This is a genomic window from Ureibacillus sinduriensis BLB-1 = JCM 15800 (assembly GCF_000772955.1).
Classification (GTDB): Bacteria; Bacillota; Bacilli; order Bacillales_A; family Planococcaceae; genus Ureibacillus; species Ureibacillus sinduriensis.
Genome location: NZ_JPVO01000044.1, coordinates 78,894 through 104,271 on the forward strand (window position 1 = coordinate 78,894; position 25,378 = coordinate 104,271).

The window sequence follows — 25,378 nt, forward strand, 5'->3', positions numbered from 1 at the left end:
TTCTTTTTCTATCGTTAACTATTTAATATTGAAAAAAATAACAATAATTTACAGAATTAACATTGATTTTAATACGAATTTACAAAACCTTTACAAATGAATTGAAGAAAATTTACAGTATGCCTTTATTCTTTAATTAGACGTAGTGCGATAAAAACCTAACATAATTTCTTGGAGGTAAGAAATGGGCATTATAGGAAAATTAAAGTTTGCTTTACTCATAATGGTTGTACTGGCTGTCCTTTCAGCTTGTACAAGTGATGATAAAAATAGTTCACAGGCATCAACAAGTAAGGATGAAACAATCGCTATTTCCGGATCAACGTCTGTAGGGCCACTTGCTGAAAAGCTGGCACATAAGTATGCAGAACAAAACAATACAAATATTGAAATTAACCAAATCGGTTCTTCAGCAGGTATCACGAACGCAATAAGTGGAGTATCCGAAATCGGAATGTCTTCAAGGGATTTAAAGGAAGAAGAACGAGCGAACAAGCTGAATGAAGTAGTCATCGCTTACGATGGAATAGTCGTTGTAACCCATCCGTCAAATAAGGTGAAAGATTTAACATTGGAGCAAGTGAAACAAATCTTTACCGGGAAAGTAACGAACTGGAAGGAGTTTGGCGGAGATGATATGGAGATTGTAGTTGTCTCCCGAGAGGATGGTTCGGGATCCCGGGATGCTTTCCAAGAAATTGTAGACTATAGTTCCGGTCAGTTAATTAAAAATGCAATCATTGCAAGCGGAAATGGCAATATCAAAACTACTGTTGCGAACAATAAGCATGCAGTCGGATTTATCTCCTTTGAATACATCGATGATTCGATTTCAACAATTGACATCAATGGTGTAGAAGCAACTGCCGACAATGTATTGGAGCAAAAGTATAAATTATCCAGGCCGTTCTTATTTGTCTTTAAAGAAGGTCAACTATCTGAAGCAGGACAAAGATTTATCGATTTTATCTTGAGTCAGGATGGACAATCCATTGCAGCAGAAGCAGGGGCAATCCCGATTAAGTAATTAATGAAGATGGAAGACAACATAAAATTTTTGAGTGTAACTTTGGAGGAGTAAAGGTGTCTATCCCAACAACAAACGATCAATCCGTAAAAATGGACAAAGCAAATAAAAGAAAGTACTTGCTTGAAAAAGTGTCATCTAAGGTATTTTTAATTTGTGCCCTTTTATCAGTACTTACATTATTACTTATTATTGGATTTGTATTTTATAAAGGAGCCCATCCTTTCGTAGCAGGGGGTTATAGTTTTACTGATTTTCTTCTAGGTACCGATTGGGTGCCGAGTGAAGATAAATTTGGTATATTGCCGATGATTGTTGCTTCGATTTATGCGACGATTGGAGCCTTGATCATAGGGGTGCCAATAGGTCTGTTTACAGCGATTTTCCTGGCTGAAATTGCTTCAAAAAGGGCGGCGAAAATAATATCACCAGCGATTCAATTGTTGGCGGGGATTCCATCTGTATTGTACGGTGTATTTGGACTGGCAATCATCGTACCTTTCTTGCAAAATACTTTAGGATTAGTGAAAGGTCAAAGCTTGATTGCAGTTATTTTGGTGCTTGCAATCATGATGTTGCCCACAATCGTCACAGTAGCCGAAACAGCCATTCGGGCAGTACCTAAAACTTATCGTGAGGGTTCTCTGGCGCTTGGTGTATCACAAATCGGGACCATCTTTAGAGTTGTAGTACCAGCCGCAAAATCAGGGATATTGACAGCAATCGTACTTGGTTTAGGAAGGGCAATTGGCGAGACTATGGCAGTGATCTTGGTTGCGGGGAACAGTTTAATCTTGCCGACGAGTTTAACCGACAGTATCAGACCATTGACAACAAACATTGCATTGGAAATGGGTTACGCAGCAGGAACACATCAAGAAATGCTCTTTGCAACAGGTATCGTTTTATTTTCATTTATCTTGATACTGAATTTCGTATTGGCCAAAATCAGCGCGAAGGGTGGTAACTAGGATGAGGCATTTTAAGGATAACTTACTGTATGGATTATTATGGTTATCGGCATTCTTATCTGTCGCTGTTCTCGTAATGATTGTCGGGTTTATTTTTTATAAAGGGTTTGGGCTTATTAGTTTTGATTTCATATTCGGTGACTATTCCCCAACTGGTGGGGGAGGAATATGGCCGATGATTATTACAACAATCTACACAATTGGTATTTCGCTGATTATTGCCACACCAATTGGTATTTTGGCGGCAGTTTACTTACAAGAATATGCAAAACAAGGTCGTCTAGTAAAAGTGATACGGTTTGCAACCGAGAGTTTAACAGGGATTCCGTCAATCATTTACGGATTATTTGGAGCGGTATTTTTCGTAACGACATTGAGATTGGGCATGTCAATTATAGCGGCATCACTTACATTAACCATCATAGTATTGCCAGTTATCATACGGACAACCGAAGAAGCTCTGAAGACCGTTCCTGCTGCTTATCGGGAAGGTTCATTGGCGCTTGGAAATACAAAGCTGCAAACATTATATAAAGTCATCTTACCTAGTGCGATGCCGGGGATTTTATCAGGAATTATTCTCTCGATTGGCCGAATTGTTGGAGAATCAGCCGCGATTTTTCTAACAGCAGGTACTGTAGCGGCGATGCCGGAGAGTATTTTTTCATCAGCAAGAACGTTAACAGTTCATTCCTATTTAGTTACCCAAGAGGCTGGGGATATTGAACTTGCAGCAGCAATCGGGATTGTGCTGATCGTTTTGATATTGGCAATCAACCTATCAGCAACATTTATTTCAAAAAAACTAAACAAAGCTACAAACAAATAAGGAGCTTGTTATGATTACATCAGTAATGGAACGTACAAATACATTGATTGAACAAACTGAAACAGGGAAGGTAGTATCGGAAATGGTGCATCATAAAGAAGGAACATCGAAAATAAATGTTAGAGATCTAAATTTATTTTATGGCGATAAACAAGCATTATACGGAGTTTCTCTCGATATTCATGAAAAACAAGTAACTGCGTTGATAGGTCCATCTGGTTGCGGAAAATCTACTTTCTTACGTACCTTAAACCGAATGAATGATTTAATCGACGGTGTCAAAATTACAGGCGATATAATTATTGACCAGGAGAATATCTATAATACGAATGATGTCATTAAATTACGCACTAAAGTAGGCATGGTCTTTCAAAAACCAAATTTGTTCCCGATGAGTATTTATGACAATGTAGCTTATGGCCCAAGAGGACAAGGAGTAAGAAATAAAAGAGAGCTGGATAAGATTGTAGAGGAAAGCTTACGCGGTGCTGCAATTTGGGATGAGGTGAAAGATCGCTTAAAGACCTCTGCCTTGGGATTATCGGGTGGACAACAGCAGAGGGTATGTATTGCACGCGCGATTGCCATGAAACCAGATGTAATCCTGATGGATGAACCCACTTCAGCTTTGGATCCAATTTCCACATTAAAAGTCGAAGAACTAATTACAAACATGAAAAAGGACTACACAATTGTAATCGTAACTCATAATATGCAACAAGCTGCACGGATTTCTGATAGAACGGCATTTTTCTTAAATGGAGAAGTAGTTGAATACGATAATACAGATGAGATATTCTCGACGCCACAAGATCAGAGAACAGAAGATTACGTAACAGGCAGATTCGGATAAATAGGGGGATAACTATGGTCATTCGTGAAAACTTTGAGAAAAATTTAGAAGAATTAAAAAGAAAAATCGGTGAAATGTCCGAGTTATCTGTGAGTGCACTCGAAAAATCCTTCAAAGCTTTAAAAACGCAGGATATAGAATTGGCCTTGAAGGTGATTGAGGGAGACAATGCAATCGATAATCTAGAGTTGGAAGTCAATCAATTCGCCATTTGGCTAATCTCAAAAGAGGCACCGGTATCCAGAGATTTACGTGAAATTATCGGGGCAATAAAAATATCCTCTGAAATTGAAAGAGTTGCTGATTTTGCAGTAAATATCGCAAAAGCAACAGTCAAGATTGGGAATGCTCCATCCTTACTGGAAATCACCAAACTTGAGAAGATGAAAGAACTTTCAATCGAGATGCTCCATAAAGCGATCCAATCCTTTATAGAAGAAAATATTTCACTTGCAAAAGAGGTTGGGGAACTGGAGGATGAAGTCGATCAATATAATGGGGAAACTTATAAAAGCATTACAAACTATTTAAGTGATCATCCTGAAGAAACAAATCAGCTTTTACAACTGTTGTTTGTCAATCGACATCTCGAAAGAACGGCAGACCATATAACGAATATAGCTGAAAGTACGGCCTACCTTATTAAAGGACAAATATATGATTTTAATTCTTGATTTAAGGACGAATTCTGTATAGGAATTCGTTTTTTTGTGCAATTTGTTGCAGGAATTTATTATAAGAAAAATGAGAATATTACGGCATTTTACACTTTTAATGCTATACTGTTATAATTTGAGAAGATAAATGATGTACTAATTTTTGCTCGTAATAGTGGCATTATTCTAATTGGAACTCTATTTATAGGGGAACTGTATCAACGCAAAGATGTCTGCATAATGAAATTAAAGCCTTTTAATTGTTTCACAAAAGTAATTTAAGATGAAACTTAATAGGGTTGAAGTAATGGAGCGTTTACTTAAAATGAAATCGATATTCCAAAGGTTGTTTTGTACTTTAGAAAAGATATTAAGGAGGAAAGTAGATGGAATGGTTTGGTAGTCTGTTAGGAGAAGTTAATACATACTTGTACTCTTACATACTGATAATCTTGTTAGTAGGTGTAGGGCTATTTTTTACGTATAAAACGAAATTTATCCAATTTCGAATGATTCCTGAAATGTTCAAACTGCTTGTCGAGAAAACGCCAACAGATAAATCAGGGAAGAAGGGAATCTCCTCTTTCCAAGCATTCACAATCTCTGCGGCCTCCCGAATTGGGACCGGAAATATTGCGGGTGTAGCTACAGCCATTGCCCTGGGTGGACCAGGTGCTGTTTTTTGGATGTGGATGATTGCGTTAATTGGGGGAGCCTCAGCATTAATTGAGAGTACCCTTGCACAAGTGTACAAAGTTAAAGATTCACAAACGGGCATGTACCGTGGGGGCCCTGCCTATTACATGGAAAAAGGGCTAAACAAAAGATGGATGGGAGTACTTTTTGCAGTTGTCATTACGTTAACGTATGGTTTCGTATTTAATGCCGTTCAGGCAAATACCATTACGATTGCATTTGAGGAAAGCTTTGGTACAAATCGTACTGTTGTGGGGATCATCATCTCCATTTTAACCGCGATTATTGTCTTTGGCGGATTAAAGCGCATTGTAAGCGTTACGCAAGTAATTGTACCGGTTATGGCAATCGCATATATTTTAGTTGCCTTGCTGGTCGTGATACTGAATATCACTGAAATTCCTCATATGTTTGTTCTCATTTTCAAATCCGCGTTCGGCTTGGAAGAAGCCTTTGCAGGGGTGATTGGGGCGGCCATTATGAATGGGATTAAACGTGGGCTCTTCTCAAATGAAGCAGGTATCGGTTCAGCACCGAATGCAGCGGCAACAGCCTCCGTTACCCACCCTGTAAAGCAGGGGCTGATCCAGACATTAGGTGTATTCATCGATACATTACTTGTTTGTACTTCAACTGCAGCAATCGTCTTACTAAGTGATGCGTACCGTCAATCAGATGCAGCTTCGATTAATTTAACACAAGCTTCACTGATTTCGAATTTGGGCGAGTGGGCCGGAATTTTCTTGGCTATTGCCATTTTCCTTTTCGCCTATAGTACTGTAATCGGAAACTATTATTATGGCGAAACAAATATTGGTTTTATCAAAGAATCAAAAACAGCACTACTCGTATTCCGTATCTTAGTTGTAGCTTTCGTTATGTTTGGCTCGGTTGCGAAAGTTCAAATTGTATGGGATTTAGCCGACCTTTTCATGGCCATTATGGCGGTCATCAACTTACTAGCCATCTTGATGCTATGGAAAGTGGCAAAACCAGTTATCCAGGACTATATTGCTCAACGTAAACAAGGAAAAGACCCTGTCTTCTACAAGAAAAACGTTCCGAATATCGGAGAAGTTGAATGTTGGGAAGATGAAGAAGAGAAAAGATAACATAAAAAACGAATTCCTGAGTTTAGGAATTCGTTTTTTAAAATTAAATAAAAATGCAAAATGATGTGGAGATATTTTTAAAGCAACTGCATGTTACTTACCATTTGGTTTTCTTTTTGTTCACTACAAGGAATCAATAAATCGTTTGATGCGTTTTATTGCTTCTTGTAATTGTTCCAGTGAGGATGCGTAAGAACAACGGATATGACCTTCGCCGCTTTCTCCAAACACATCACCCGGAACCACGGCTACACCTTCTTGCAGTAATAGCTTTTCGGCAAACTCTTGTGAGGTTAAACCTGTTGACTGAATGGAAGGAAAGGCATAGAATGCTCCTCCTGGTTCATGACATTCTAATCCTATCTCATTAAAGGACTGCACGATATAATTTCTGCGTCGTCGATAGCTTTTGACCATTTCCTCTACATCAAAACGCCCATTTTTGAGTGCCTCTATAGCAGCGTACTGACTCATTGTGGAGGCACACATCAATCCGTATTGATGAACTTTTAACATCGCACTTGAAATTTCAACAGGCGCACAAACAAACCCTAGACGCCAGCCCGTCATGGCAAACCCTTTGGAGAATCCGGAAACTAAAATCGTTCTCTCAAGCATCCCGCCAATAGCCGCCATACTAGTATACTCCTCATCATAAGCAAGCTCGGCATAGATTTCATCGGCAATTACCAATAAATCATACTTACTAGCCAAGTCAGCCAGCCCTTGTAATTCCTTTTTATTCAACATCGTGCCTGTAGGATTATTGGGAGAACAGATCATGATGGCTTTTGTTTTTTCGGTTATAACAGCTTCTATTTGATCTGGCAATATTTTAAAATCATTTTCTTTTAATGCTTGAACTTGAACAGCCACGCCACCTGCTAATTCAACCATCGGTACATAAGAAACGAAGCACGGTTCCACAATGATGACTTCATCACCAGGATCCAATATTGTTCTTAATGCAATGTCAATGGCTGAACTTGCTCCGACAGTAACAATGATTTCCTCCGATGGGGAATAAGTTACATCAAATTGGGTTTTCATGTAATAGGCAATTTCTTCACGCAACCCCAATAATCCCGCATTTGGCGTGTAAGATGTATAGCCTTGCTCAAGGGAAGAAATTGCAGCTTCTCTGATATGCCAAGGCGTTACAAAATCAGGCTCTCCAACCCCCAAGGAGATTACACCTTCCATTCCTGCTGCCAAATCGAAAAAGCGCCGAATTCCCGAAGGTTTTAAATCATGCACCAATTTCGATACATACGTGCGTTTTGTTGATTCCATTAAGGTGACACCACAATTCTTTTATCTTTGTTTTCTGGTTCAAAAATGATCCCGTCATGCTTATATTTTTTTAATATAAAGTGTGTAGTTGTAGAAATGACAGAGTCAAGAGTAGAAAGCTTCTGAGAGACAAAATTCGCCACTTCATTCATCGATTTTCCTTCGACAATAATCGATAGATCATACGTACCGGACATTAAGTAAACCGAGTTTACCTCATCGAAACGATAGATTCTTTCTGCGATTTCATCAAAGCCAACCCCGCGTTTTGGTGTTACTTTTACATCAATCATTGCCCGCACTCCTGAATGTTCTTCAACTTTTGTCCAATCGACAATGGAGATATATCTGACAATTACCTTATGTTCCTCGAGTTTTTTTATGGATTGCTCGGTTTCTTCAACGCTCAGGCCAATCATCTTGGCAATATCTCCGCTTGCGGTACGAGCATCTTTTTCCAGAATTTCAACTATTTCCAGTTCTTTTTCATTTAGTCTCATAAAAGACCTCCATATGTTATGAAATATTTTTTATTATAGCAAAATTCCGAAGGTAGTATAGTGGGAAAGTTGATTTTGATATACTTTCCTAAAATGTTAATGATAGCGAGAACATTTGAGGAGAAAAAGCGGATTCGTGCACGTGATATAAGATGTGTTCTATAATGGTGTATGATAGATGGAAAGTGACTTATGTGATAAATTAAGGAATAACGAATTTTCAACTGGTAAGTAAAAGGAGAAGCAACATGACAAATAATGATTTACTAATTCGATTACGATATGCACTCGATATTAAGAATACGGATATGGTCGAGATCTTTAAATTGGGCGGTATGGAGCTATCAAAAGCAGAGGTGCTGAAAATCTTGTCGAAACCGAAATTCGACGAAGATGGTGAAATAGATTTAAATAATCCGGATTTTGAACTTTGTGATTATGAAACATTGGAATTCTTTTTAAATGGTTTTGTCACGTTTAAGCGCGGGAAGCAAGAACAGAAGGCGAATCAAACAAAAAAAACTCCTGAGCCAACAGGGAAAAGAGATACTGCAAATAACCTATTCATTAAGAGGGTCAAAGTTGCTCTAAGTTTAACGACCGAAGATATGATTGATATTTTTTATGATGCAGGACTTAATGTGTCAAAAGGTGAAATTGGTGCAATTTTGCGTAAGGCAGATCACCGCAATTATAAAGAGTGTGGTGATAATTTTACTCGCAACTTTATAAAGGGACTAACAATGCGATACCGCGAACCACTACAACAGTAAAAAAGGAGCTGCTTCACGTAAGGTGAAACGGCTCCTTTTCTTTTTGACGATTAACCTTGTGAACGTTTATTGGCTATATCGGCAGTTGCTGTAAACAATACATCCGAAGACGAGTTGAGGGCAGTTTCACAAGAATCTTGCAAAACACCGATGATGAAGCCAACGCCTACAACTTGCATCGCGATATCATTTGAAATACCGAACAAGCTACAAGCCAGAGGGATAAGCAATAACGATCCACCTGGAACTCCAGACGCCCCTGCTGCTGAAACAGCGGATAAAACAACTAAAATAATAGCGGTCCATATATCGACATCTGTACCTATTGTATGTGCAGTTGCCAGTGTTAAAACCGAGATTGTTACGGCTGCACCTGCCATATTAATTGTTGCCCCAAGAGGAATGGAAACCGAATAGGTATCTTTATCCAGACCCAGTTTTTCGCATAACGCCATATTCACAGGGATGTTCGCCGCCGAACTGCGTGTGAAGAAGGCTGTTAATGCACTTTCTCTTAGCGTTCTAAGCACCAAGGGGTAAGGATTTTGACGAGTATAAATAAATGTAATTAAAGGGTTAATAACTAATGCGACAAAGAACATACAGCTTAGAAGTAAAACTAAGAGCTGTCCATATTCCACTAATGTTTCTAGACCATTTGTATATATCGCATCGAATACTAGACCTAAAATACCAAATGGTGCTAATTCGATCACCCATTTTACGATGTTGGTAGTAGCATCAGAAAAATTAGCAATCATTGTTTTTGTACTATCTGCGGACTTTTTCAGTGCAAACCCAAGTAAAATTGCCCAAGCCAGGATACCTAAATAATTCGCATTAATAATAGCACTTACTGGGTTGGCAACAATGTTATTAAGTAAAGTTTGAATTACTTCTAAAATGCCTTCAGGAGGAGCTACTCCTTCTGCACTAGGTTTAAGGGTTATCGATACTGGGAACAAGAAGCTTGCAACAACCCCCACAACCCCAGCCAAAACAGTTCCGATTACATAGAGACCAATAATCGTTTTCATATTCGTCTTTTTACCAGCTTTGTGACCCGAAATGGCATTCATAACGAGGAATAAAACCAAGATTGGCGCCACTGCTTTTAAGGCCCCTACAAATAAAGAACCCAAAATGGAAACCCAGCTTGTAGCTTCAGGTATTGTTAGAGCCAATAATATACCCACGATAATTCCTATTAAAATTCTTTTAACTAAACTGATTTGACTCCACTTATGTACGATGTTTTTCATGACGTCCCTCCGAGTGTAATAGATACTATGTTAGTAGAGCGTACAACTGTATTGTCCAAGAGGACAAGTTAGAACAAAGTGTATCATATTTATTTGAAATAGGAAACATGAAATTATTGCATAATGGAATACTTACGAATGAGAAGAGTTAAATCTATCATTATTATATGAAGTATGAATTAAAAACCGAACTTTACAATTAAATATTTATATAACGTTCGCCATCGTTACCTCCGCTCATAATTTATGTTGATATTTGGATTCTAGCTATTCAAACCTAAATAGAAGCTTAAAACATTTGTAGACATGTAGGAGTTATAGTAGAAACATATACATCATTCAAAAATCGCAAGAAAAAACATTTCTCGGGAAATAAAGCGACAATTCTCTACAATTTTTTGTCAATAAATAAAAGCGCAGAATGGAAGCAAGACAAGAACATTCTACGCTTTTATTTTGTTATTTATATTAGAAAGCCCAGTCTCCATTACGGAAGATTGGAACAATGGTGCCATCTTGTTTGATGCCGTCGATATTCATATTTGGTGAACCAATCATAAAGTCCACGTGCACTGTAGATGTATTCATGCCGTTTGCACGCAATTCCTCAGGACTCATCGTTGTACCACCTTGGATGGTAGTTGGATATGCCGAACCGATAGCTAAGTGATTTGAGGCATTTTCATCATATAAAGTATTAAAGAATATGATGCCTGATTGTGAAATAGGTGATGGATCTGGGACAAGCGCGATTTCACCTAGGCCAGTTCCTCCTTCGTTATCAAAGACTAGTTTTTTGATTGCTTCATCACCGGTTTCAGCTGAGATATCCACAATCTTGCCTTCTTTGAAATGAACCTCGATTCCTTGAATCAATGTACCTGCATAGCTAAGTGGTTTTGTACTGCGAACAACGCCATCCATGCGACGAGTATCTGGTGCAGTAAATATTTCCTCGGTAGGCATGTTGGCAATGAATTCTTCGCCCTTTGGACTATAACTTTCCGCACAAGCCCAAATATGATTTTTAGGTAAACCAAGTGTTAAATCAGTGCCGGGAGCTGTATAGTGAACTGCGTCAAATTGAATTCCATTCAACTTTGCAGCTTTTTCATTTAGTAGCTTTTTATGCTCATCCCATGCAGCAATTGGATCATCTTCATAAACGCGGCATGTTTTGAATATTTGATCCCATAAGGCATCGACCTGTTCTTCCTCTGTGCCAAGATGAGGGAATACTTTCGCTGCCCAACCAGCACCTGAAGCTGCTGCCACAGTCCACTTCAAATCATCATTTTGAGTTGCTTTTCGTTGTACATGAAATACTTTCCCAAAAACGCTTTGGTATGCTGCTACTTTAGCTGGGTCAGCTTCATTTAATAATCCCGGATCACTGGACAAGATTGATAGTCTGCTCACACGATGATTTAATACATGATCTTCCGATTCATCAATTTCATATTGAGGAATGTCTGTCAATACTTCTACTGGTTGGTGGAGGTAGTGAAGCTTCGTGATTTCATCGTCCGACCATTTGATAATGACTTTTTCTGCACCAAGAGCATATGCTTCTTTTGTTACGAGGCGGGCAAGAGGTGCTTGATCAACGGTAATGGTCATCTTTACCCAATCACCCGGTTGTACATTGATTCCTTTTGCAACTAAAATTTTTGCATACTTTTGTAAGTTTTCTTCAAAGTTGGCTAACATATTAAATTCCCCCAATATTATTCTTTCATATTCAATATTATCACAATAGAATGAAAACTATTTATTATTGGATTCATTTTTGTAAAAAATGAAGGATTTCTACAAGTTGGATGAGTCCTATTGAACTTCTGCTATTTTGTGAAACGATTTGCATAGCTGCTCGCAACAAATGAGTGAGGTTTAATTTTCGCTTTCACCCCAAGAGTATTCATTCGGGAAATCATTTCTTTCACAAATATGCTCGTTTTATTTCTTTTTCCCGCACCAATATCAATATGCCCTTCGACTGTAAAGCTTGCGCCTCTATAAACATTAGGCAATACAATGTCGATCAAAATGTCTTTTTTCTCATTGGAAAAGAGGGATACGACTTCTTCCGTTAAGGTTGTTTCATAGGAGATGCGTTCATAGAGGTTGGTCATTTTCCTTGGAATTATGACCTTTCTGAAGCAAGCCCAAACGCCTTTTCTTTCTTGCTGAATTACAATCCCGGTTATGAATCTTGTTTCTCGACTAAATACTTGTGAATCGGTCCCAAACATTAATTTAAAGTTGCCGGTGGGGTCTTTTTCCATAAATTGTTCAATATTACGAAAAACCCTCTCAAATGACATGTCCTTGTTACTTAAATTTTGAAAGGTAATATTACTTGCGTAATCTTTTGCCATTCTTCCTACCCTTCTCTTGTTAGTCGATTAATACAGCTTATTCTTCAAAATGAAAAAATAAGATAAATTTTGAATAACCTAAATCAAAATTCATCAAACTTGGAAACGACCTGCCAATGGATAAATCATTATAAGTATAAAAAGTTGCGATTTGGCTAATAAAAGAGAGGTATTAGGAGCTTTAATCAAGAATAGTTCATTATAATTCTTGCAAAAAATGAACCTTGGAGGGATCAATAATGGGAAAAGTAATTCATTTTGAAATTCATGTAGATGATATGGAGAGGGCCAAGAACTTTTATGGAGAAGTTTTCGATTGGACATTTGAAGATTGGACTGATTATGCCGGAATGCCTTACTTTGGTGCGGTTACCGGGGATGATGGAAAACTTGGAATCAATGGAGCGCTAATAAAACGTCAAGGTGCTTCGCCGGAACCGAACCAAAGTGTAAATAGTTTCGTTTGTACATTGGGTGTCGATGATTACGATGCAACAGAAAAGAAAATTTTGGAGAATGGCGGGAAAGTTGCCCTACCGAAATATGCATTGCCGCAGATGGCGTGGCAGGGATATTATATTGATACAGAAGGAAATATTTTCGGAATTCATCAAGCAGATGAAAATGCCAAGTAGATAATAAGTTGTTATAAAGATGAATCAGTTTTGAGAATTTTCAACCCTTAGGCTTTTTTTTATCCCAAAATATAGCACAACAGTCATAAAACAAATAGTGATTTAATTATGGCCTATGAATGTAATTTAGAAATCATTAAACGTGATTTTGTGCTCATGCAGTATTGCGAATACAACAACAAAGAGCGTGAATTGAGTTCGCGCATGATAATACATTTTAATAAAGATGATAATTTACCGCCTGAAGAAGTTCATAAATATGGAGTTAATTTGCGGAAAATTATTTAAGTTTAATTAACTTAGGAGTAATGTAAGTTGAGTAGACCTGAGATGTATGTAAGTTTAGTCGTTGGACCGAATTGTGATATGGAATCGTATGCTATAAGATCAGCACTGGAGTATTTTGGCGCAAGGGTTAATATACATTGGATAGGTAGACCCAATGATTTACTTGATGTTCTATCTGGTAAAGAACTTAATCATAAAGTGGACTATTTAATTTTAAATTTCCATGGAGATGAAGGTAGATTTTGTATGCCTGAACTTGGTGAGGATGTTTATGAGTGTAATGAACCAAGAGGGGAATTTTTTGGGGATCAAGAGGTTAAACAATATACGAATTTAAAAGATATAAAAGTTATTGCATCTGGTTGTACATTAGGTATGAAACAATTAGCGAACGCTTTTCTTGAATGTGGTTGTCAATCTTATATAGGTCCGGATGATTACATAGATGGTAATGCTAATTTGATGTTCGTTATAACGTTTATGTATGAAATTATAAATAATCATAGAAGCCAAGAGGAAGCTTTTGAAATTGCTAGGTCAATTGACAAAGAAACAGCAATGTACAAATTGTATAAGTTAATGTGAAGGAAAAAGTAAGAGGATCATTCGCAACAAAGTAATCTCATTAGGTCTTTAGAATAAACGAAATTTTACTACTATAGTTAAAAACAGAAATTTAATCTTGCAATGGACTTAGTGTTTTAAACTGCTATTTCCTGACAGTAACCTTATTCAAATAGAAAAGGACTGGATGGCAGAAGTCATCCAGCCCAAAAATAATCCCTTATTAAGTAACCTTGTTCTTTAAGGAAAAGGACACAGTTTCTTATTGAAGGATTACCCAGACTGTATTGCAAACGCTTGGCAGACAATGCGGGCAGTCGAGTTCGAGTGAAGACCCGAATAGAACATTGCGTTCTTGAGGGGACGAGCGAGACAACCAACGTAGGATAAAAGCGTTTTCAACAATCTGGGGCAACATCTTCTGCGATGAAGAATGTTGCCTGCCTTGAATTATTGGGAATTTTTTAAGTCGTGTTTTTTGCCGGATGCCGATTCGGGTGGTTTCGGCTCTACATGTTCTTTTGCTATTTCGGTATTCATTCGCAACGTAGCTGCATCCAGATTATTATTTAATGCCGCTTCTTCATTAAGTTTTTCCTCTTTTTTCATCACTCTAGTTCCTCCTGCGTATCGCGTTTACTTTAGATTGCCCACATATCCTTTTAAAATGTATCCTCTTGGGGATGAATTAGGTAAGAGATGTTTAGTCTTTATAGAGAATTGCACAAAATAAAGCTAGTAAGGAGTGATTAAGATGGCAATATGCCCGTTATGCAACTCGCTAAAAGTGATGGAAGTTGATTGTCCAAATTGCAATACACGGTTAGAGGATTCCGGAAAAGTATCCGATTATTTAGATCCATATGGTCATTATAATGATGAAGAAACGGTGAAAATGGGGGACGGTTACCCAAATACCGCCAAAGATCAGATTTGCCCACATTTAATGGTTTGCAAAACCTGTGGGTATGATGAAGTTAGATTTATAGAGGAAGAATAAAGGCTCGGTTCTATATTTGATAGAACCGAGCCATATAACCAGATTGTTTTAGTCATCAATTTCTACGTTTAAAATCTCACCTGACTCGGCATTTACCTCTACTTCAACCTCGGATCCACCTTTTTCAAAATTTACTGTATAGATGTGAATTCCATTTTCTTCATCCAATGACCAACTCTCAGGAAGCAATTCATTTGTTTCACGTACAGATGAAGCGGATTTTATTGCAGCTGAGGGTTCTATAATGATCGAAAAATCTAAAGTGCCTTCACGTTCAGTCTCTGTATCAGTTTCTTCTTTTAGCACTTTTTTAGTTTCAGCATCAATCGTTAATTCATATTCTTTAGATGCGTCTTGTCCGGTTACTTCATATTCATATTTCCCAAAACTTGTATCCAGATCAACTGAATGGATGGCAGCTTCAGGATAGGACTCTTGGAAAATGTTTGCGGCATCTTGAAGCGACATAGTAACCTTCGTAATATCAGCTGATTTTTCACTAGTTGGCGATTCTTCAACCTTCCCTGCTTCCATATTGACTTCTTCTTTTGTTGGTTGTACAGTGCCTGAATTATTTGTTGATTGCTCTGAATTGTTGCATGCTGTTAATAACAATAATGTACTTCCTGTAAATATCAATTTTTTTAACATATCTATATCTCCTTATGTGTTTGATTTTATTATTATTTTTACCTGCTTTATAGTAAAACATAAACATTAGAATATGCTGAGAGACACATTAAAAATTGATGAACCATCTACAAAATAAGAAGAGAAAGTTATAAAATGGAGAGGTGGGAAAATTCATAAAATTCGAAATTGGTTTGTTGATGGGGGATAGCGATGAAAATATTAGTTATTGGAAATGAAGATCGATATAAAAAATATATGCCAAATACAGAAATCATAAAGGAAGCCGATATAACGTTTTGTACACTCGGAACAAGCGATGAAGATCTAATCAGGCTAGGAAAAGACGCTGAGGTATTGTTGGTTGATGCGATTGCTCCGGTAAGTAAAAACTTAATAGAGAACTTACCTAACCTTCAGCTCATCCATTCTGAAGGTGTTGGATATAATGCAATTGATATACATACTGCCAAAGAACGTGGTATTTATGTTTGCAACAATAAAGGGATCAATTCGGGTGCGGTTGCCGAACAGACAATTCTGCTAATGCTTGGGTTATTAAGAAAAGTAGCAACAGGTGATCGGAGCGTACGGGAAGGCGATCAATTAAAGACAAAAGAAAAGGCGATGATTGAAGGGATAACTGAGCTGGCGGATTGCAAAGTGGGGTTGATCGGATTTGGAGATATCGCAAAAGCAACGGCAAAACGACTCCATCCGTTCGAATGTGAAATCTACTATTATAGTAGAACACGTCTAACAAAAGAAATGGAAGACGAGTTCCATGTTACGTATTTGGATTTAAATGAACTAGCGGCCACATGTGATATTATAAGTATTCATGTACCGGTAACAGAAGAGACAACAGGAATGATAAATCAGGAATTCTTAAAGAAAATGAAGAAGACAGCTTATCTAGTTAACACAGCCCGAGGAGAACTGATAGATAATGAAGCGATGAGGCAAGCTTTAATCGACGGTGATATTCGAGGTGCAGGTTTTGATACGGTTTATCCAGAACCTACAACAAAGGACAACCCTCTGGTTGATCTTCCTGACGATGTAGCAGGCAAAGTATTGTTTTCACCACATATCGGTGGAATTACATCCAGCACATTTTACAGAGCTCATGAAAATATATGGTCAAATGTACAAGCGGTCACGAACGGACAGAGGCCAAATTATGTGGTAAACGGTGTGTTGAAGATTCGGAGAGGTTAAAAAGGATGAAGAATGGGGCCGTAGAAAGGAATTTTCAACAAAAGAGGCCTTAAAGAAAGTCCACTTTTTAATTATTTCACCTTGTTCTTTTGTTGAGCACTTTTTGTATATGACCTGTTACACCTTGTTCCACTGCACTTTCTTCACGGTTATTTGCTTTTTTGTCTTTCTTCAAAGGCTTAATTCACCTCGTCATCAGCTCCAACGTCAAATTGCACCAAGTAGGAAAGAATAGACGTGCGCAACAAAAAAGAAAGTTGTAATAGAAAAAATAAAACAGGGCGACGAGTCGCCCTGTTAAATTTATTAAATATTAACTTCTTCAAATGTGTTTAGAATTGCTTGTAATGAGGCCATTTCGTCACTATTTAACGGAATCATTGGCAAACGTACACCGCCAACTGGAATTCCGTTTAGATTCAGGGCTGCTTTTACGGAAGTGGGATTTGGTGTTGCAAATAAGGCTTTCATGACTGGCAGGAGTGTACGATGATCCTTTGCAGCCCCCGCTAAATCACCATTTTGAAATTTATGAATCATCGATTGCATTTCATTGCCAACAATGTGAGCCGCAACGGAAATTACACCTGTTCCGCCAATCGATAAAATCGGTAAAGTTAACCCGTCATCCCCGCTATATAAAGAGAAGCCTTCCGGTGTCTTTTCAATCATTTCAGCCATGGCATCAAGATTACCGCTAGCTTCTTTGATGGCAACAATATTATGGATAGCTGAGAGGCGGATTACAGTTTCGACTGATAAATTTACAACACTGCGACCAGGGATATTATAAAGAATAATGGGCAAAGTAGTGCTTTTTGCTATTGCTTTAAAATGCTGGTACATTCCTTCTTGTGAAGGTTTATTGTAGTAAGGTGTTACAAGCATGATGCCGTCGACACCCGCGTTTTCGGCTTGTTTTGTCAAGATGATTGAATCTCGTGTATTATAAGAACCAGTTCCTGCAATGACAGGTACACGACCGTCTACAACTTTTACGGCAAATCTAAACAAATCAAGCTTTTCTTGTTCACTCAAAGTAGGCGATTCTCCTGTAGTGCCTGATACGACCAAGCCATCAGTTCCATTTGCAATTAAATAGTTAATTAAATTTCTAGTAGCATTCCAATCAATTTCTCCAGACGCATCAAATGGCGTCACCATAGCAGTTAAAATTTTTCCAAAGTTCATTGCTTCTCCACATCCTTTAATTTTTTAGCAGAAAAGAAGGTAAACCATCTTTTCCCCTTACAGGCAACCAAGGTCAGTCAATCGCGTCAACCTATAGTTTTCTAAGTAAATAGAGGGAGAAGGGCGTTATGATAAGTAAACGCAAAAAAGCAACAACGAGGGTTCGTTGTTGCGAAGAAATAAAGTTCATTTCCTTGCGTAAGATAGCCCTCCATATAGAAACCTATATGACAGTTCTGCATTTGTTCAACAACAGAACCAGCTCGTGAGATTATGAGTTTCTCAAAAGCTTCGGCAAATTCCCCTTTTCACAATCTTCTTCGGATCTCATAGTCCTCAAACTGTGTACTGATGGTTTTTGCTCCTCTATCCTTACTTCAAAAGTTCTTGAAATAAGTGATTATTTAATTTAAATAAAATAATACCTCTTTCAATTATTAAATGCAACCCCTTTTGTGCAAGTTTTTTGAATCTTTAGCCTATACTATTTAAAGTTTGGAGGATAGATATACATATAATTTCCATCTTAAAGTCCAATATTCGGTTATGTCCCAATTGTAATGCTATGTTTTGACTTGATAGCCATCCTGAATATTAATACGAGGAAAATTGATGCTGGAAAGGAATGTTTAGCAACGTATTAAAAATGCCTCTTTGACCATTCTAATCTCACAAGGAGGTGAGAGAAATGGCTTCTAATAGAAGTTCCAACAAATTGCTCTTCCCAGGTGCTCAAGCTGCAATGGATCAAATGAAGTTTGAAATTGCACAAGAGTTTGGAGTTAACCTTGGACCAGATGATGCTTCACGTGCCAATGGTTCAGTTGGTGGTGAAATTACGAAACGACTTGTACAAATGGCTGAAGCACAGTTAAAAGGACGTTCCGGTCAATAGATTAAAAATAAATAAAAGTGACTGAGGGCTGTTACAAAAAATACTTTTTGTGACAGCCTTTAAAATTATACATATAAAGGCCAAAGACTATTTCAGAAATTCCATATTCATATTAATTTTTCAAAAAATAGAAAAATTGCTATATTTATATTCTGCTTTTTGATAAAATTCAATTGATTTAGAATTTTACCAATTAGGAGATGAGTTTTAATGTGGAAAAAAGTTTCCGCCTCTGCTTTAGCACTGTCAATTGCAGTAACAGGTTTTACAAATGTGAACAATGCAGATGCTGCGAAGGTTGATCAAGTAACAAGAGGAGAATATGTAAAAGCTGTTATTGAATCAATGGGAATTGAATTGGGTTCAGGAAAAACAGTGAAATTTAGTGATGTTCCAGATACGCTGAAACCTTATGTTGAAAAAGCGATTGAATTAAAACTTATCGATGTGAAAAATGGCAAGAACTTTAAACCTGATGCGAACATCACTCGTGAAGAGGCGGTTGTTGGCCTAACAAATGCAATCCAAGATGGAAAAACTTACCCAGAGGATATCTTGAAAAATTATAAAGACATTAATTCGGCAGATAAGGAGAATTTTGACGAATTAGCAAAAGCTATATCGCTAGGATTTTTAACAGGGTATTCCGACAAAACATTAAAGCTTAAAAATGCATTAGCTGAAAATCACTTTGATTTATTGTTGGAACGTTTCCTGAAAGAATATAAAACAAAGGTATCTTTACGTATTTTGGGGACTTCGGATATTCATACAAATATTATGAATTATGATTATTACAAAGATACTGAATCAAATAGTTTGGGACTTGTAAAAGTCGCAACATTAATTAAAAACGCACGCGAAGAGAATAGCAATTCCCTTTTATTTGATAACGGTGATGCAATACAAGGTACGCCACTTGGTTCTTACAAACAAGCCATTGATGTATTGGAGGATGGAGAAGAGCATCCATCTATTACGGCTATGGAATACTTGGATTATGATGCGTCCACTCTTGGAAACCATGAATTCAACTATGGCTTGGATTATTTAGATGAAGTTTATGATGATGCTAATTTCCCATTCGTGAATGCAAACATCCGCGATGCAGCTAGCGGTAGCTATAAGTATAATCCTTATGTCATTGTCGAAAAAGAAGTGGTTGACTCCAAAGGTAATGAATTAACAATTAAAGTGGGGGTTACAGGAATTGTACCACCTCAAATCTTAAATTGGGATAAGTCTCACTTGCTTGGAAAAGTAACTGTTGATGATTCGGTACAAGCGGTTGAAAAAGTCATTCCAGAAATGCAAAATGAGGGTGCCGATGTAATCGTTGTCCTTTCACATTCAGGCTTAGGAGACACGACTCATACTGAAGGTGAAGAGGATGTGACATATCTTCTATCTAAAGTGGACGGCGTCGATGCCATTATTTCTGGACATGCACACGGAGTGTTCCCTGGCGAAGTGGATGACTCTTTAACTGGTGTGGATATCGAAAAAGGTACTATGAATGGAGTGCCGGTAGTTATGCCAGGTAAATATGGCAGCCATTTGGGTGTGATTGACTTAACACTTGAGGAAAAAGGTGAAGAGTGGGAAGTCGTAACTGGTACAAGTGAAGTGCGCGAAATCGCTAAGGATTCTTCTGATGTAGACCAAGCATTGGCGGCAGCAGTGCAGGAAGCACACGATGGAACAATTGAATACGTACGTCAACCGGTAGGGAAAACTAGTGCGGATATTCACAGTTATTTCTCGCAAGTATTAGATGATCCATCTATCCAAATCGTAACAAATGCACAAACACTATACGTACAGCAGAAAATTAAAGGCACGGAATTTGAAAACCTTCCAGTTCTATCAGCTGGTGCACCATTTAAAGCAGGAACTCGCAGTGACCCTGAATACTACACATATGTACCTACAGGTGAATTAGCGATTAAGAACGTGGCAGATCTTTATTTATACGATAATACATTGGCAATCTTGAAAGTGACAGGGGCAGATGTTAAAGAGTGGTTGGAAATGTCGGCGGGACAATTTAATCAAATCGATTCTGCAAGCAAAGATGAGCAGCAGCTAATCAATGCTGATTTCCGTTCATATAACTACGATGTGATTGACGGTGTCACTTATGAAATCGACGTTACTCAACCGGCTAAATATGATGCGAGTGGCAATGTAGCAAATGAAAGTGCAGAAAGAATTGTTAACTTGCAATATAACGGGCAACCGATCGATTTAGACCAAGAGTTTATCGTTGCAACAAACAACTATCGTGCAAACGGTTCGTTCCCTGGTGTGCGGAATGCTTCGCATATAGAAGTGTACCCAGATGAGAATCGACAAGCAATCATCGATTATATCATTGCCAACGAAACAATCGATCCATCTGCAGATAATAACTGGAAATTCGCAGAGCTTCCAACGTCTGCAAATGTTGTTTTCGAATCATCGAAAAAAGCGGTTGATTTCATTCCGGAAGGTAGCAACATTCAGTATGTGGGTGAAGGTACAGACGGATTCGGTAAATACTCAATAAAATAAAACGCTCAAAACTCCTCATAAGCAATATATGAGGAGTTTTTTTCGTCAACGTTTTCAGTTTTTCTAGAATGCGTGACCAAGATTCCCTTATTTATGTAAAAGAAATGAAATGGCTGTAGTACAGAAGGATTTAAGATTTGAAAAGAGCGACCTAGATATAAATGAAATACTGTGCGTCAAAAATAAGCGGACGGGTTTATAGATCAACGCCGTTACTAGTAATAATAAAACATAAAAATAAATCGAAGTAATTTTGGGTTGGATAGAAAAAGAATCAAGTAACGTAACAACTATGGAAAAACTTAAAATCTCTAGAAGAATAAGTTGGGTAATCTTATTTTCTCTTAGTTTTGTTTTCGGATTGTTCATCGATAACTTCCTTTTATAAAATTTTGACAATATAATTTTTGACCTAAATTATAAAATATATACAGTAAAAAAGTTAGAGGAATGAGTGGTCAATAATTTGTTTGGAAAAACCCCATACTATGTTTGAGGTGGATGATATGTACAAACTATTAACTCATAATGACTTGGATGGAGTCGGCTGTGGTATTTTGGCAAAATTGGCTTTTGGCCAAGATGTGAGAATACGTTACAATTCAATAGCTTCATTAAAACGTGAAATAGAATTTTTTTTGGACAGTGATTCTAAAGAGACTTTTTTATTTATTACGGATTTATCGCCGGATGAAGAAAATGAAAGGAGATTACAAAGCTACTACTCTGAACATGGCAATATTCAGTTGATTGATCATCATAAAACAGCCCTGCATCTGGATGACTATGAATGGGGCTATGTAGTAGTGAAGGATACTGAAGGGAATTTGACATCCGCTACCTCATTGTTTTATGAATATCTTGTATCCATGAATTATTTGGTAGCGACAGAGGCAGTATCGGAATTTGTAGAGCTTGTAAGGCAGTATGATACTTGGGAATGGGAAAAAAATAACAATCAAAAAGCTCACTCGCTTAATTCCCTCTTCTATTTAGTTTCAATCGATGAATTTGAGGAAACGATGATTGAACGGTTATCCACTAATAGTCATTTCGATTTTGATGAGTTTGAAAAGCGGTTGCTCAATATGGAAGAAGATAAAATAGAGCGCTATATCAAACGCAAAAAAAGGGAGATAGTACAAGCGAAAGTCCGAGATTATTATGCTGGTGTAATCTATGCAGAATCTTACCATTCCGAGGTGGGTAATGAATTGGGGAAGGAATACGGCCATCTCGACTATATTGTTATATTGAATATGGGTGGCAAAAAAATTTCCTACAGAACTATACACGACCACGTAGATGTGTCTGAAATAGCCGCAATTTACGGTGGTGGGGGACATCAAAAAGCATCCGGAAGTTCAATTACTGATGAAGCATATAAAGACTATGTTTTAGACACGTTCCATCTCGAGCCAATACAAGAGGATGCAAAAAGAAATCGTTATAATGTCAAAAACTCTACATTTGGTTCTCTTTATCGAAACAAAAGGAATGACACCTTATTTTTATACCCTAAAAATGAGATTTGGGTTATCGAGCAAAATAAGAAGCTGGTGGAAAATCAGACGTTTCCAAACTTTGAACAAGCAGAAATGTTCATTAAACGAAAGTTTGAAGCATGGCTGGTAAAAGACGACTTATTTGTGGAGTATTTAATAAAAGAAGTAAAGAGTAAGAAATAAAATAAAGTTGGGACGAGCCTAAAAGCCCCATTTTCCTCGAGAAAATGGGCTTTTTGATATCTCCCATAGGTAATGCGAGTGCAAAGTAGAAAGCTTAAAAACATCCAAAGTTAAAAACAGCAAAATTGAAGCAACTTCCACTATTCATGTATCATTAAGCTATTGTCAGGAATGAAGGAGTGGAGTGTAGAGATGGAAATAGGGCTAACAACCTTTGTAGAAACAACACCCGATATAAAAACAGGAAAAACAATTAGTCATGCAGAACGTATTCGCGAAGTTGTAGAGGAAATTGTGCTGGCTGATGAAGTGGGACTGGATGTTTATGGAGTGGGGGAACATCATCGAGAAGATTATGCATGTTCTGCGCCTGCCGTGTTGCTCGCAGCCGCTGCAGCCCGAACTAAAAATATCCGATTGACGAGTGCAGTTACTGTCTTATCATCGGACGACCCAGTCAGAGTTTTCCAAGAATTTTCAACAGTGGACGCCATTTCAAATGGCCGAGCTGAAATTATGGCCGGACGCGGCTCATTCATTGAATCTTTCCCGTTATTTGGCTATGACTTAAAGGACTATGATGAGCTCTATGAAGAAAAATTGGAGTTATTATTACAATTAACAAAAAACGAAATAATCAATTGGAAAGGGAAGCACCGGGCCGATATTCAAAACCGGGGGGTATACCCTCGGCCTGTTCAAGATCCTTTGCCAGTCTGGATCGCCAGCGGGGGTACGCCGCAATCTGTAGCACGTGCAGGCTATCTTGGTTTACCATTAGTATTGGCAATTATAGGTGGTAGCCCTTTACAATTTTCAGCACTCGTAAATTTGTACTATAGAGCAGCGCAGGAAGCAGGTCATGATCCATCGAAACTGACGGTTGCCTCCCATTCACACGGATTTGTGGCAGAAACAACAGATTTGGCAATCGAAAAATTCTTCCCGCCCACACAGTATGCGATGAATGTATTAGCAAGAGAACGTGGTTGGGGACAATATACTCGTGAATCCTTTGATTATGCCCGAAGCTTGGAAGGAGCACTTTATGCAGGTGATGTGAAGACGGTTGCAGAAAAAATCATCCTTCTTCGGAAAGAAGTTGGAATAACACGTTTTATGTTGCATTGCCCAGTTGGCTCAATGCCTCATGAAGATGTTATGAAATCAATCGAACTGCTAGGTAAGGAAGTTGCTCCAATCGTCCGGGAAGAAATTGAACGTTGGGAAGCTGCTGGTCAGCCACAATAAATGATTAGCCGCGCCACATCCCAGTAAATGATCATATTTATAGGTAAAGGACCGTATATTCTACATCAGAGAATATATGGTTTTTTTATTGTACTGAATTGTTTAGGCGAATTTCCGTCTATTTTCCATCATTGATTAGTAACAACAGATACTACGTCTCAAGGCTTAGAGTGATTTACAGCAAAGGGTCGTTATGTGAAATCAATTTAACGTGTATGATAAGTATTAAAGTGAAATAATGGAAGGGAAAGTGTAAAGGTGGAAAAGAAGAAGGTCTTTATTTGGGTGGCTTTAATTGCCATTATTGCTGTAATTGTCTTTCAGGTTCTAAATAATGGGGAAGAGGGAGACGTTACAATCGATAAAGATTTCTCCCATGTTGAAGTAGAAAGTGATAATGCGGATATTATGATAATGCCTATTGAAGATGATCAAGCATCAATCGAATTGGATCGCAACGATAACAATCGCTACAAATTGGATGTCGAGGTAAAGGATGAAACTTTAGAAATCAGGGTCGAACGGAAAGGGTTCAAATGGCTTTCGTTTGGTTTCTTTTCAAAAAAACCTGTAGTTATGGTAGGGTTGCCTAAAAAGGATTATGGTACGATAATAGCAGAAACCGATAACGGAACAATAAATGTCAATCAAACGAGCGTAAGAGAGTTAATGACTTATACGGATAATGGGGACGTAATGATTGAAGGGACTGACAGTAAAGAAGTATTGGCAGAATCAGATAATGGAAATATTACAATAAAAAACATCTCAAGTCAGGACATTTTTGTGGAAATAGACAATGGCGACACAGTTATAGAAGACAGTAAAGGAAGGATTGAAGCTGAATCATCCAATGGAATGCTAACGGTAATAACAGATAAAATAGAGCAACCAATGGAACTAGTCACAGATAATGGTGAAATTCTAGTGGAAACAGAGGATAAATCCGATAACGTACGTTTTGAAGTAAAAACAGATAATGGAAAAATCAATATTTATGGGCAAACTATAACTGACGCAGTGAATGGAAAAGGTGAGATTGCAGTTAAATTGGTCTCGGATAATGGGAGTATCACTGTAGAGTAAAGGTCCTTAATAAAGGATTTTGTGGT

Annotated in this window: 24 protein-coding genes and 1 riboswitch; of the genes, 16 read left to right on the forward strand and 8 right to left on the reverse strand. The window is 37.8% G+C overall.

What is annotated here, in order from left to right:
* The first annotated feature begins 184 nt into the window (after nucleotides 1-184).
* The 6 genes from CD33_RS05440 to CD33_RS05465 all read left to right on the forward strand — a co-directional run bounded on the left by CD33_RS05440 (nucleotide 185) and on the right by CD33_RS05465 (nucleotide 6,144).
* The gene (locus tag CD33_RS05440; RefSeq protein WP_176400115.1) at nucleotides 185-1,027 is read left to right on the forward strand and encodes a phosphate ABC transporter substrate-binding protein; all 843 of its coding nucleotides are present in this window, start codon (nucleotides 185-187) and stop codon (nucleotides 1,025-1,027) included.
* A 56-nt stretch (nucleotides 1,028-1,083) separates the two neighbouring features.
* Nucleotides 1,084-1,998, forward strand: a complete 915-nt coding sequence (gene pstC / locus CD33_RS05445; protein ID WP_036198842.1) for a phosphate ABC transporter permease subunit PstC — start codon at nucleotides 1,084-1,086, stop codon at nucleotides 1,996-1,998.
* Between the two features lies 1 nt (nucleotide 1,999).
* Nucleotides 2,000-2,827 (forward strand): phosphate ABC transporter permease PstA, encoded by an 828-nt coding sequence (gene pstA / locus CD33_RS05450; RefSeq protein WP_036198843.1) that lies wholly within the window; start codon nucleotides 2,000-2,002, stop codon nucleotides 2,825-2,827.
* An 82-nt stretch (nucleotides 2,828-2,909) separates the two neighbouring features.
* Entirely contained in the window at nucleotides 2,910-3,680 is a 771-nt protein-coding gene (gene pstB, locus CD33_RS05455; protein WP_036198936.1) for a phosphate ABC transporter ATP-binding protein PstB, read from the forward strand.
* 14 nt (nucleotides 3,681-3,694) lie between these two features.
* Complete coding sequence (gene phoU / locus CD33_RS05460) at nucleotides 3,695-4,354, forward strand: phosphate signaling complex protein PhoU (protein WP_036198844.1); 660 nt, start codon at nucleotides 3,695-3,697, stop codon at nucleotides 4,352-4,354.
* 368 nt (nucleotides 4,355-4,722) lie between these two features.
* Nucleotides 4,723-6,144, forward strand: a complete 1,422-nt coding sequence (locus tag CD33_RS05465) for an alanine/glycine:cation symporter family protein (protein ID WP_036198845.1) — start codon at nucleotides 4,723-4,725, stop codon at nucleotides 6,142-6,144.
* 123 nt (nucleotides 6,145-6,267) lie between these two features.
* Here the strand turns inward: CD33_RS05465 and CD33_RS05470 are convergent, their stop codons facing one another.
* Together CD33_RS05470 and CD33_RS05475 are read right to left on the reverse strand one after the other, a co-directional pair.
* A complete protein-coding gene (locus CD33_RS05470) occupies nucleotides 6,268-7,437 on the reverse strand; it encodes an aminotransferase (protein WP_036198846.1) in 1,170 nt (389 codons plus the stop codon).
* On the reverse strand, nucleotides 7,437-7,937 hold the full coding sequence (locus CD33_RS05475; RefSeq protein WP_036198848.1) for an Lrp/AsnC family transcriptional regulator: 501 nt from the start codon (nucleotides 7,935-7,937) through the stop codon (nucleotides 7,437-7,439). The genes CD33_RS05470 and CD33_RS05475 overlap by 1 nt, the downstream gene beginning before the upstream one ends.
* A 248-nt stretch (nucleotides 7,938-8,185) precedes the next feature.
* Here CD33_RS05475 and CD33_RS05480 point away from each other — a divergent pair, with 248 nt between their 5' ends.
* Entirely contained in the window at nucleotides 8,186-8,710 is a 525-nt protein-coding gene (locus CD33_RS05480) for a YehS family protein (protein ID WP_036198850.1), read from the forward strand.
* Between the two features lie 50 nt (nucleotides 8,711-8,760).
* Here the strand turns inward: CD33_RS05480 and sstT are convergent, their stop codons facing one another.
* From sstT to CD33_RS05495, 3 genes are all read right to left on the reverse strand, one after another.
* A complete protein-coding gene (gene sstT, locus CD33_RS05485; RefSeq protein WP_036198852.1) occupies nucleotides 8,761-9,972 on the reverse strand; it encodes a serine/threonine transporter SstT in 1,212 nt (403 codons plus the stop codon).
* Between the two features lie 468 nt (nucleotides 9,973-10,440).
* A complete protein-coding gene (locus CD33_RS05490) occupies nucleotides 10,441-11,682 on the reverse strand; it encodes an aminopeptidase (protein WP_036198854.1) in 1,242 nt (413 codons plus the stop codon).
* 131 nt (nucleotides 11,683-11,813) lie between these two features.
* Nucleotides 11,814-12,350, reverse strand: a complete 537-nt coding sequence (locus tag CD33_RS05495) for a ribonuclease H-like YkuK family protein (RefSeq protein ID WP_036198856.1) — start codon at nucleotides 12,348-12,350, stop codon at nucleotides 11,814-11,816.
* A 239-nt stretch (nucleotides 12,351-12,589) separates the two neighbouring features.
* Here CD33_RS05495 and CD33_RS05500 point away from each other — a divergent pair, with 239 nt between their 5' ends.
* Complete coding sequence (locus tag CD33_RS05500) at nucleotides 12,590-12,985, forward strand: VOC family protein (protein ID WP_036198857.1); 396 nt, start codon at nucleotides 12,590-12,592, stop codon at nucleotides 12,983-12,985.
* 315 nt (nucleotides 12,986-13,300) lie between these two features.
* A complete protein-coding gene (locus CD33_RS05505; protein WP_036198859.1) occupies nucleotides 13,301-13,858 on the forward strand; it encodes a hypothetical protein in 558 nt (185 codons plus the stop codon).
* Nucleotides 13,859-14,287: 429 nt separating this feature from the next.
* Here the strand turns inward: CD33_RS05505 and CD33_RS20130 are convergent, their stop codons facing one another.
* Nucleotides 14,288-14,449, reverse strand: a complete 162-nt coding sequence (locus CD33_RS20130; protein ID WP_156967295.1) for a hypothetical protein — start codon at nucleotides 14,447-14,449, stop codon at nucleotides 14,288-14,290.
* Between the two features lie 142 nt (nucleotides 14,450-14,591).
* Here CD33_RS20130 and CD33_RS05510 point away from each other — a divergent pair, with 142 nt between their 5' ends.
* Complete coding sequence (locus CD33_RS05510) at nucleotides 14,592-14,837, forward strand: hypothetical protein (RefSeq protein ID WP_036198860.1); 246 nt, start codon at nucleotides 14,592-14,594, stop codon at nucleotides 14,835-14,837.
* 48 nt (nucleotides 14,838-14,885) lie between these two features.
* On the opposite strand, the gene CD33_RS05515 is transcribed toward CD33_RS05510, so the two are convergent.
* The gene (locus CD33_RS05515) at nucleotides 14,886-15,488 is read right to left on the reverse strand and encodes a PepSY domain-containing protein (RefSeq protein ID WP_036198861.1); all 603 of its coding nucleotides are present in this window, start codon (nucleotides 15,486-15,488) and stop codon (nucleotides 14,886-14,888) included.
* A gap of 192 nt (nucleotides 15,489-15,680) precedes the next feature.
* Between CD33_RS05515 and CD33_RS05520 the strand changes: the two genes are divergently transcribed.
* Nucleotides 15,681-16,688, forward strand: a complete 1,008-nt coding sequence (locus CD33_RS05520) for a 2-hydroxyacid dehydrogenase (RefSeq protein ID WP_036198862.1) — start codon at nucleotides 15,681-15,683, stop codon at nucleotides 16,686-16,688.
* 306 nt (nucleotides 16,689-16,994) lie between these two features.
* Here the strand turns inward: CD33_RS05520 and dapA are convergent, their stop codons facing one another.
* Nucleotides 16,995-17,879 carry a 4-hydroxy-tetrahydrodipicolinate synthase gene (gene dapA, locus CD33_RS05525; protein WP_036198863.1) on the reverse strand — a complete coding sequence of 295 codons (885 nt, stop codon included), beginning with the start codon at nucleotides 17,877-17,879 and terminating at the stop codon, nucleotides 16,995-16,997.
* A 196-nt stretch (nucleotides 17,880-18,075) separates the two neighbouring features.
* Nucleotides 18,076-18,256: riboswitch (Lysine riboswitch) on the reverse strand.
* Between the two features lie 311 nt (nucleotides 18,257-18,567).
* Here dapA and CD33_RS05530 point away from each other — a divergent pair.
* The 5 genes from CD33_RS05530 to CD33_RS19390 all read left to right on the forward strand — a co-directional run bounded on the left by CD33_RS05530 (nucleotide 18,568) and on the right by CD33_RS19390 (nucleotide 25,352).
* A complete protein-coding gene (locus CD33_RS05530; protein WP_036198864.1) occupies nucleotides 18,568-18,774 on the forward strand; it encodes an alpha/beta-type small acid-soluble spore protein in 207 nt (68 codons plus the stop codon).
* Between the two features lie 210 nt (nucleotides 18,775-18,984).
* Entirely contained in the window at nucleotides 18,985-21,327 is a 2,343-nt protein-coding gene (locus tag CD33_RS05535) for a bifunctional 2',3'-cyclic-nucleotide 2'-phosphodiesterase/3'-nucleotidase (protein WP_036198865.1), read from the forward strand.
* A 506-nt stretch (nucleotides 21,328-21,833) separates the two neighbouring features.
* Nucleotides 21,834-23,015, forward strand: a complete 1,182-nt coding sequence (locus CD33_RS05540; RefSeq protein WP_036198866.1) for a DHH family phosphoesterase — start codon at nucleotides 21,834-21,836, stop codon at nucleotides 23,013-23,015.
* 192 nt (nucleotides 23,016-23,207) lie between these two features.
* Nucleotides 23,208-24,266: an LLM class flavin-dependent oxidoreductase gene (locus tag CD33_RS05545; RefSeq protein ID WP_036198867.1), complete on the forward strand. Its 1,059-nt coding sequence runs from the start codon at nucleotides 23,208-23,210 to the stop codon at nucleotides 24,264-24,266.
* A gap of 258 nt (nucleotides 24,267-24,524) precedes the next feature.
* Complete coding sequence (locus CD33_RS19390) at nucleotides 24,525-25,352, forward strand: DUF4097 family beta strand repeat-containing protein (RefSeq protein WP_052130030.1); 828 nt, start codon at nucleotides 24,525-24,527, stop codon at nucleotides 25,350-25,352.
* The last annotated feature ends 26 nt before the right edge of the window (nucleotides 25,353-25,378 follow it).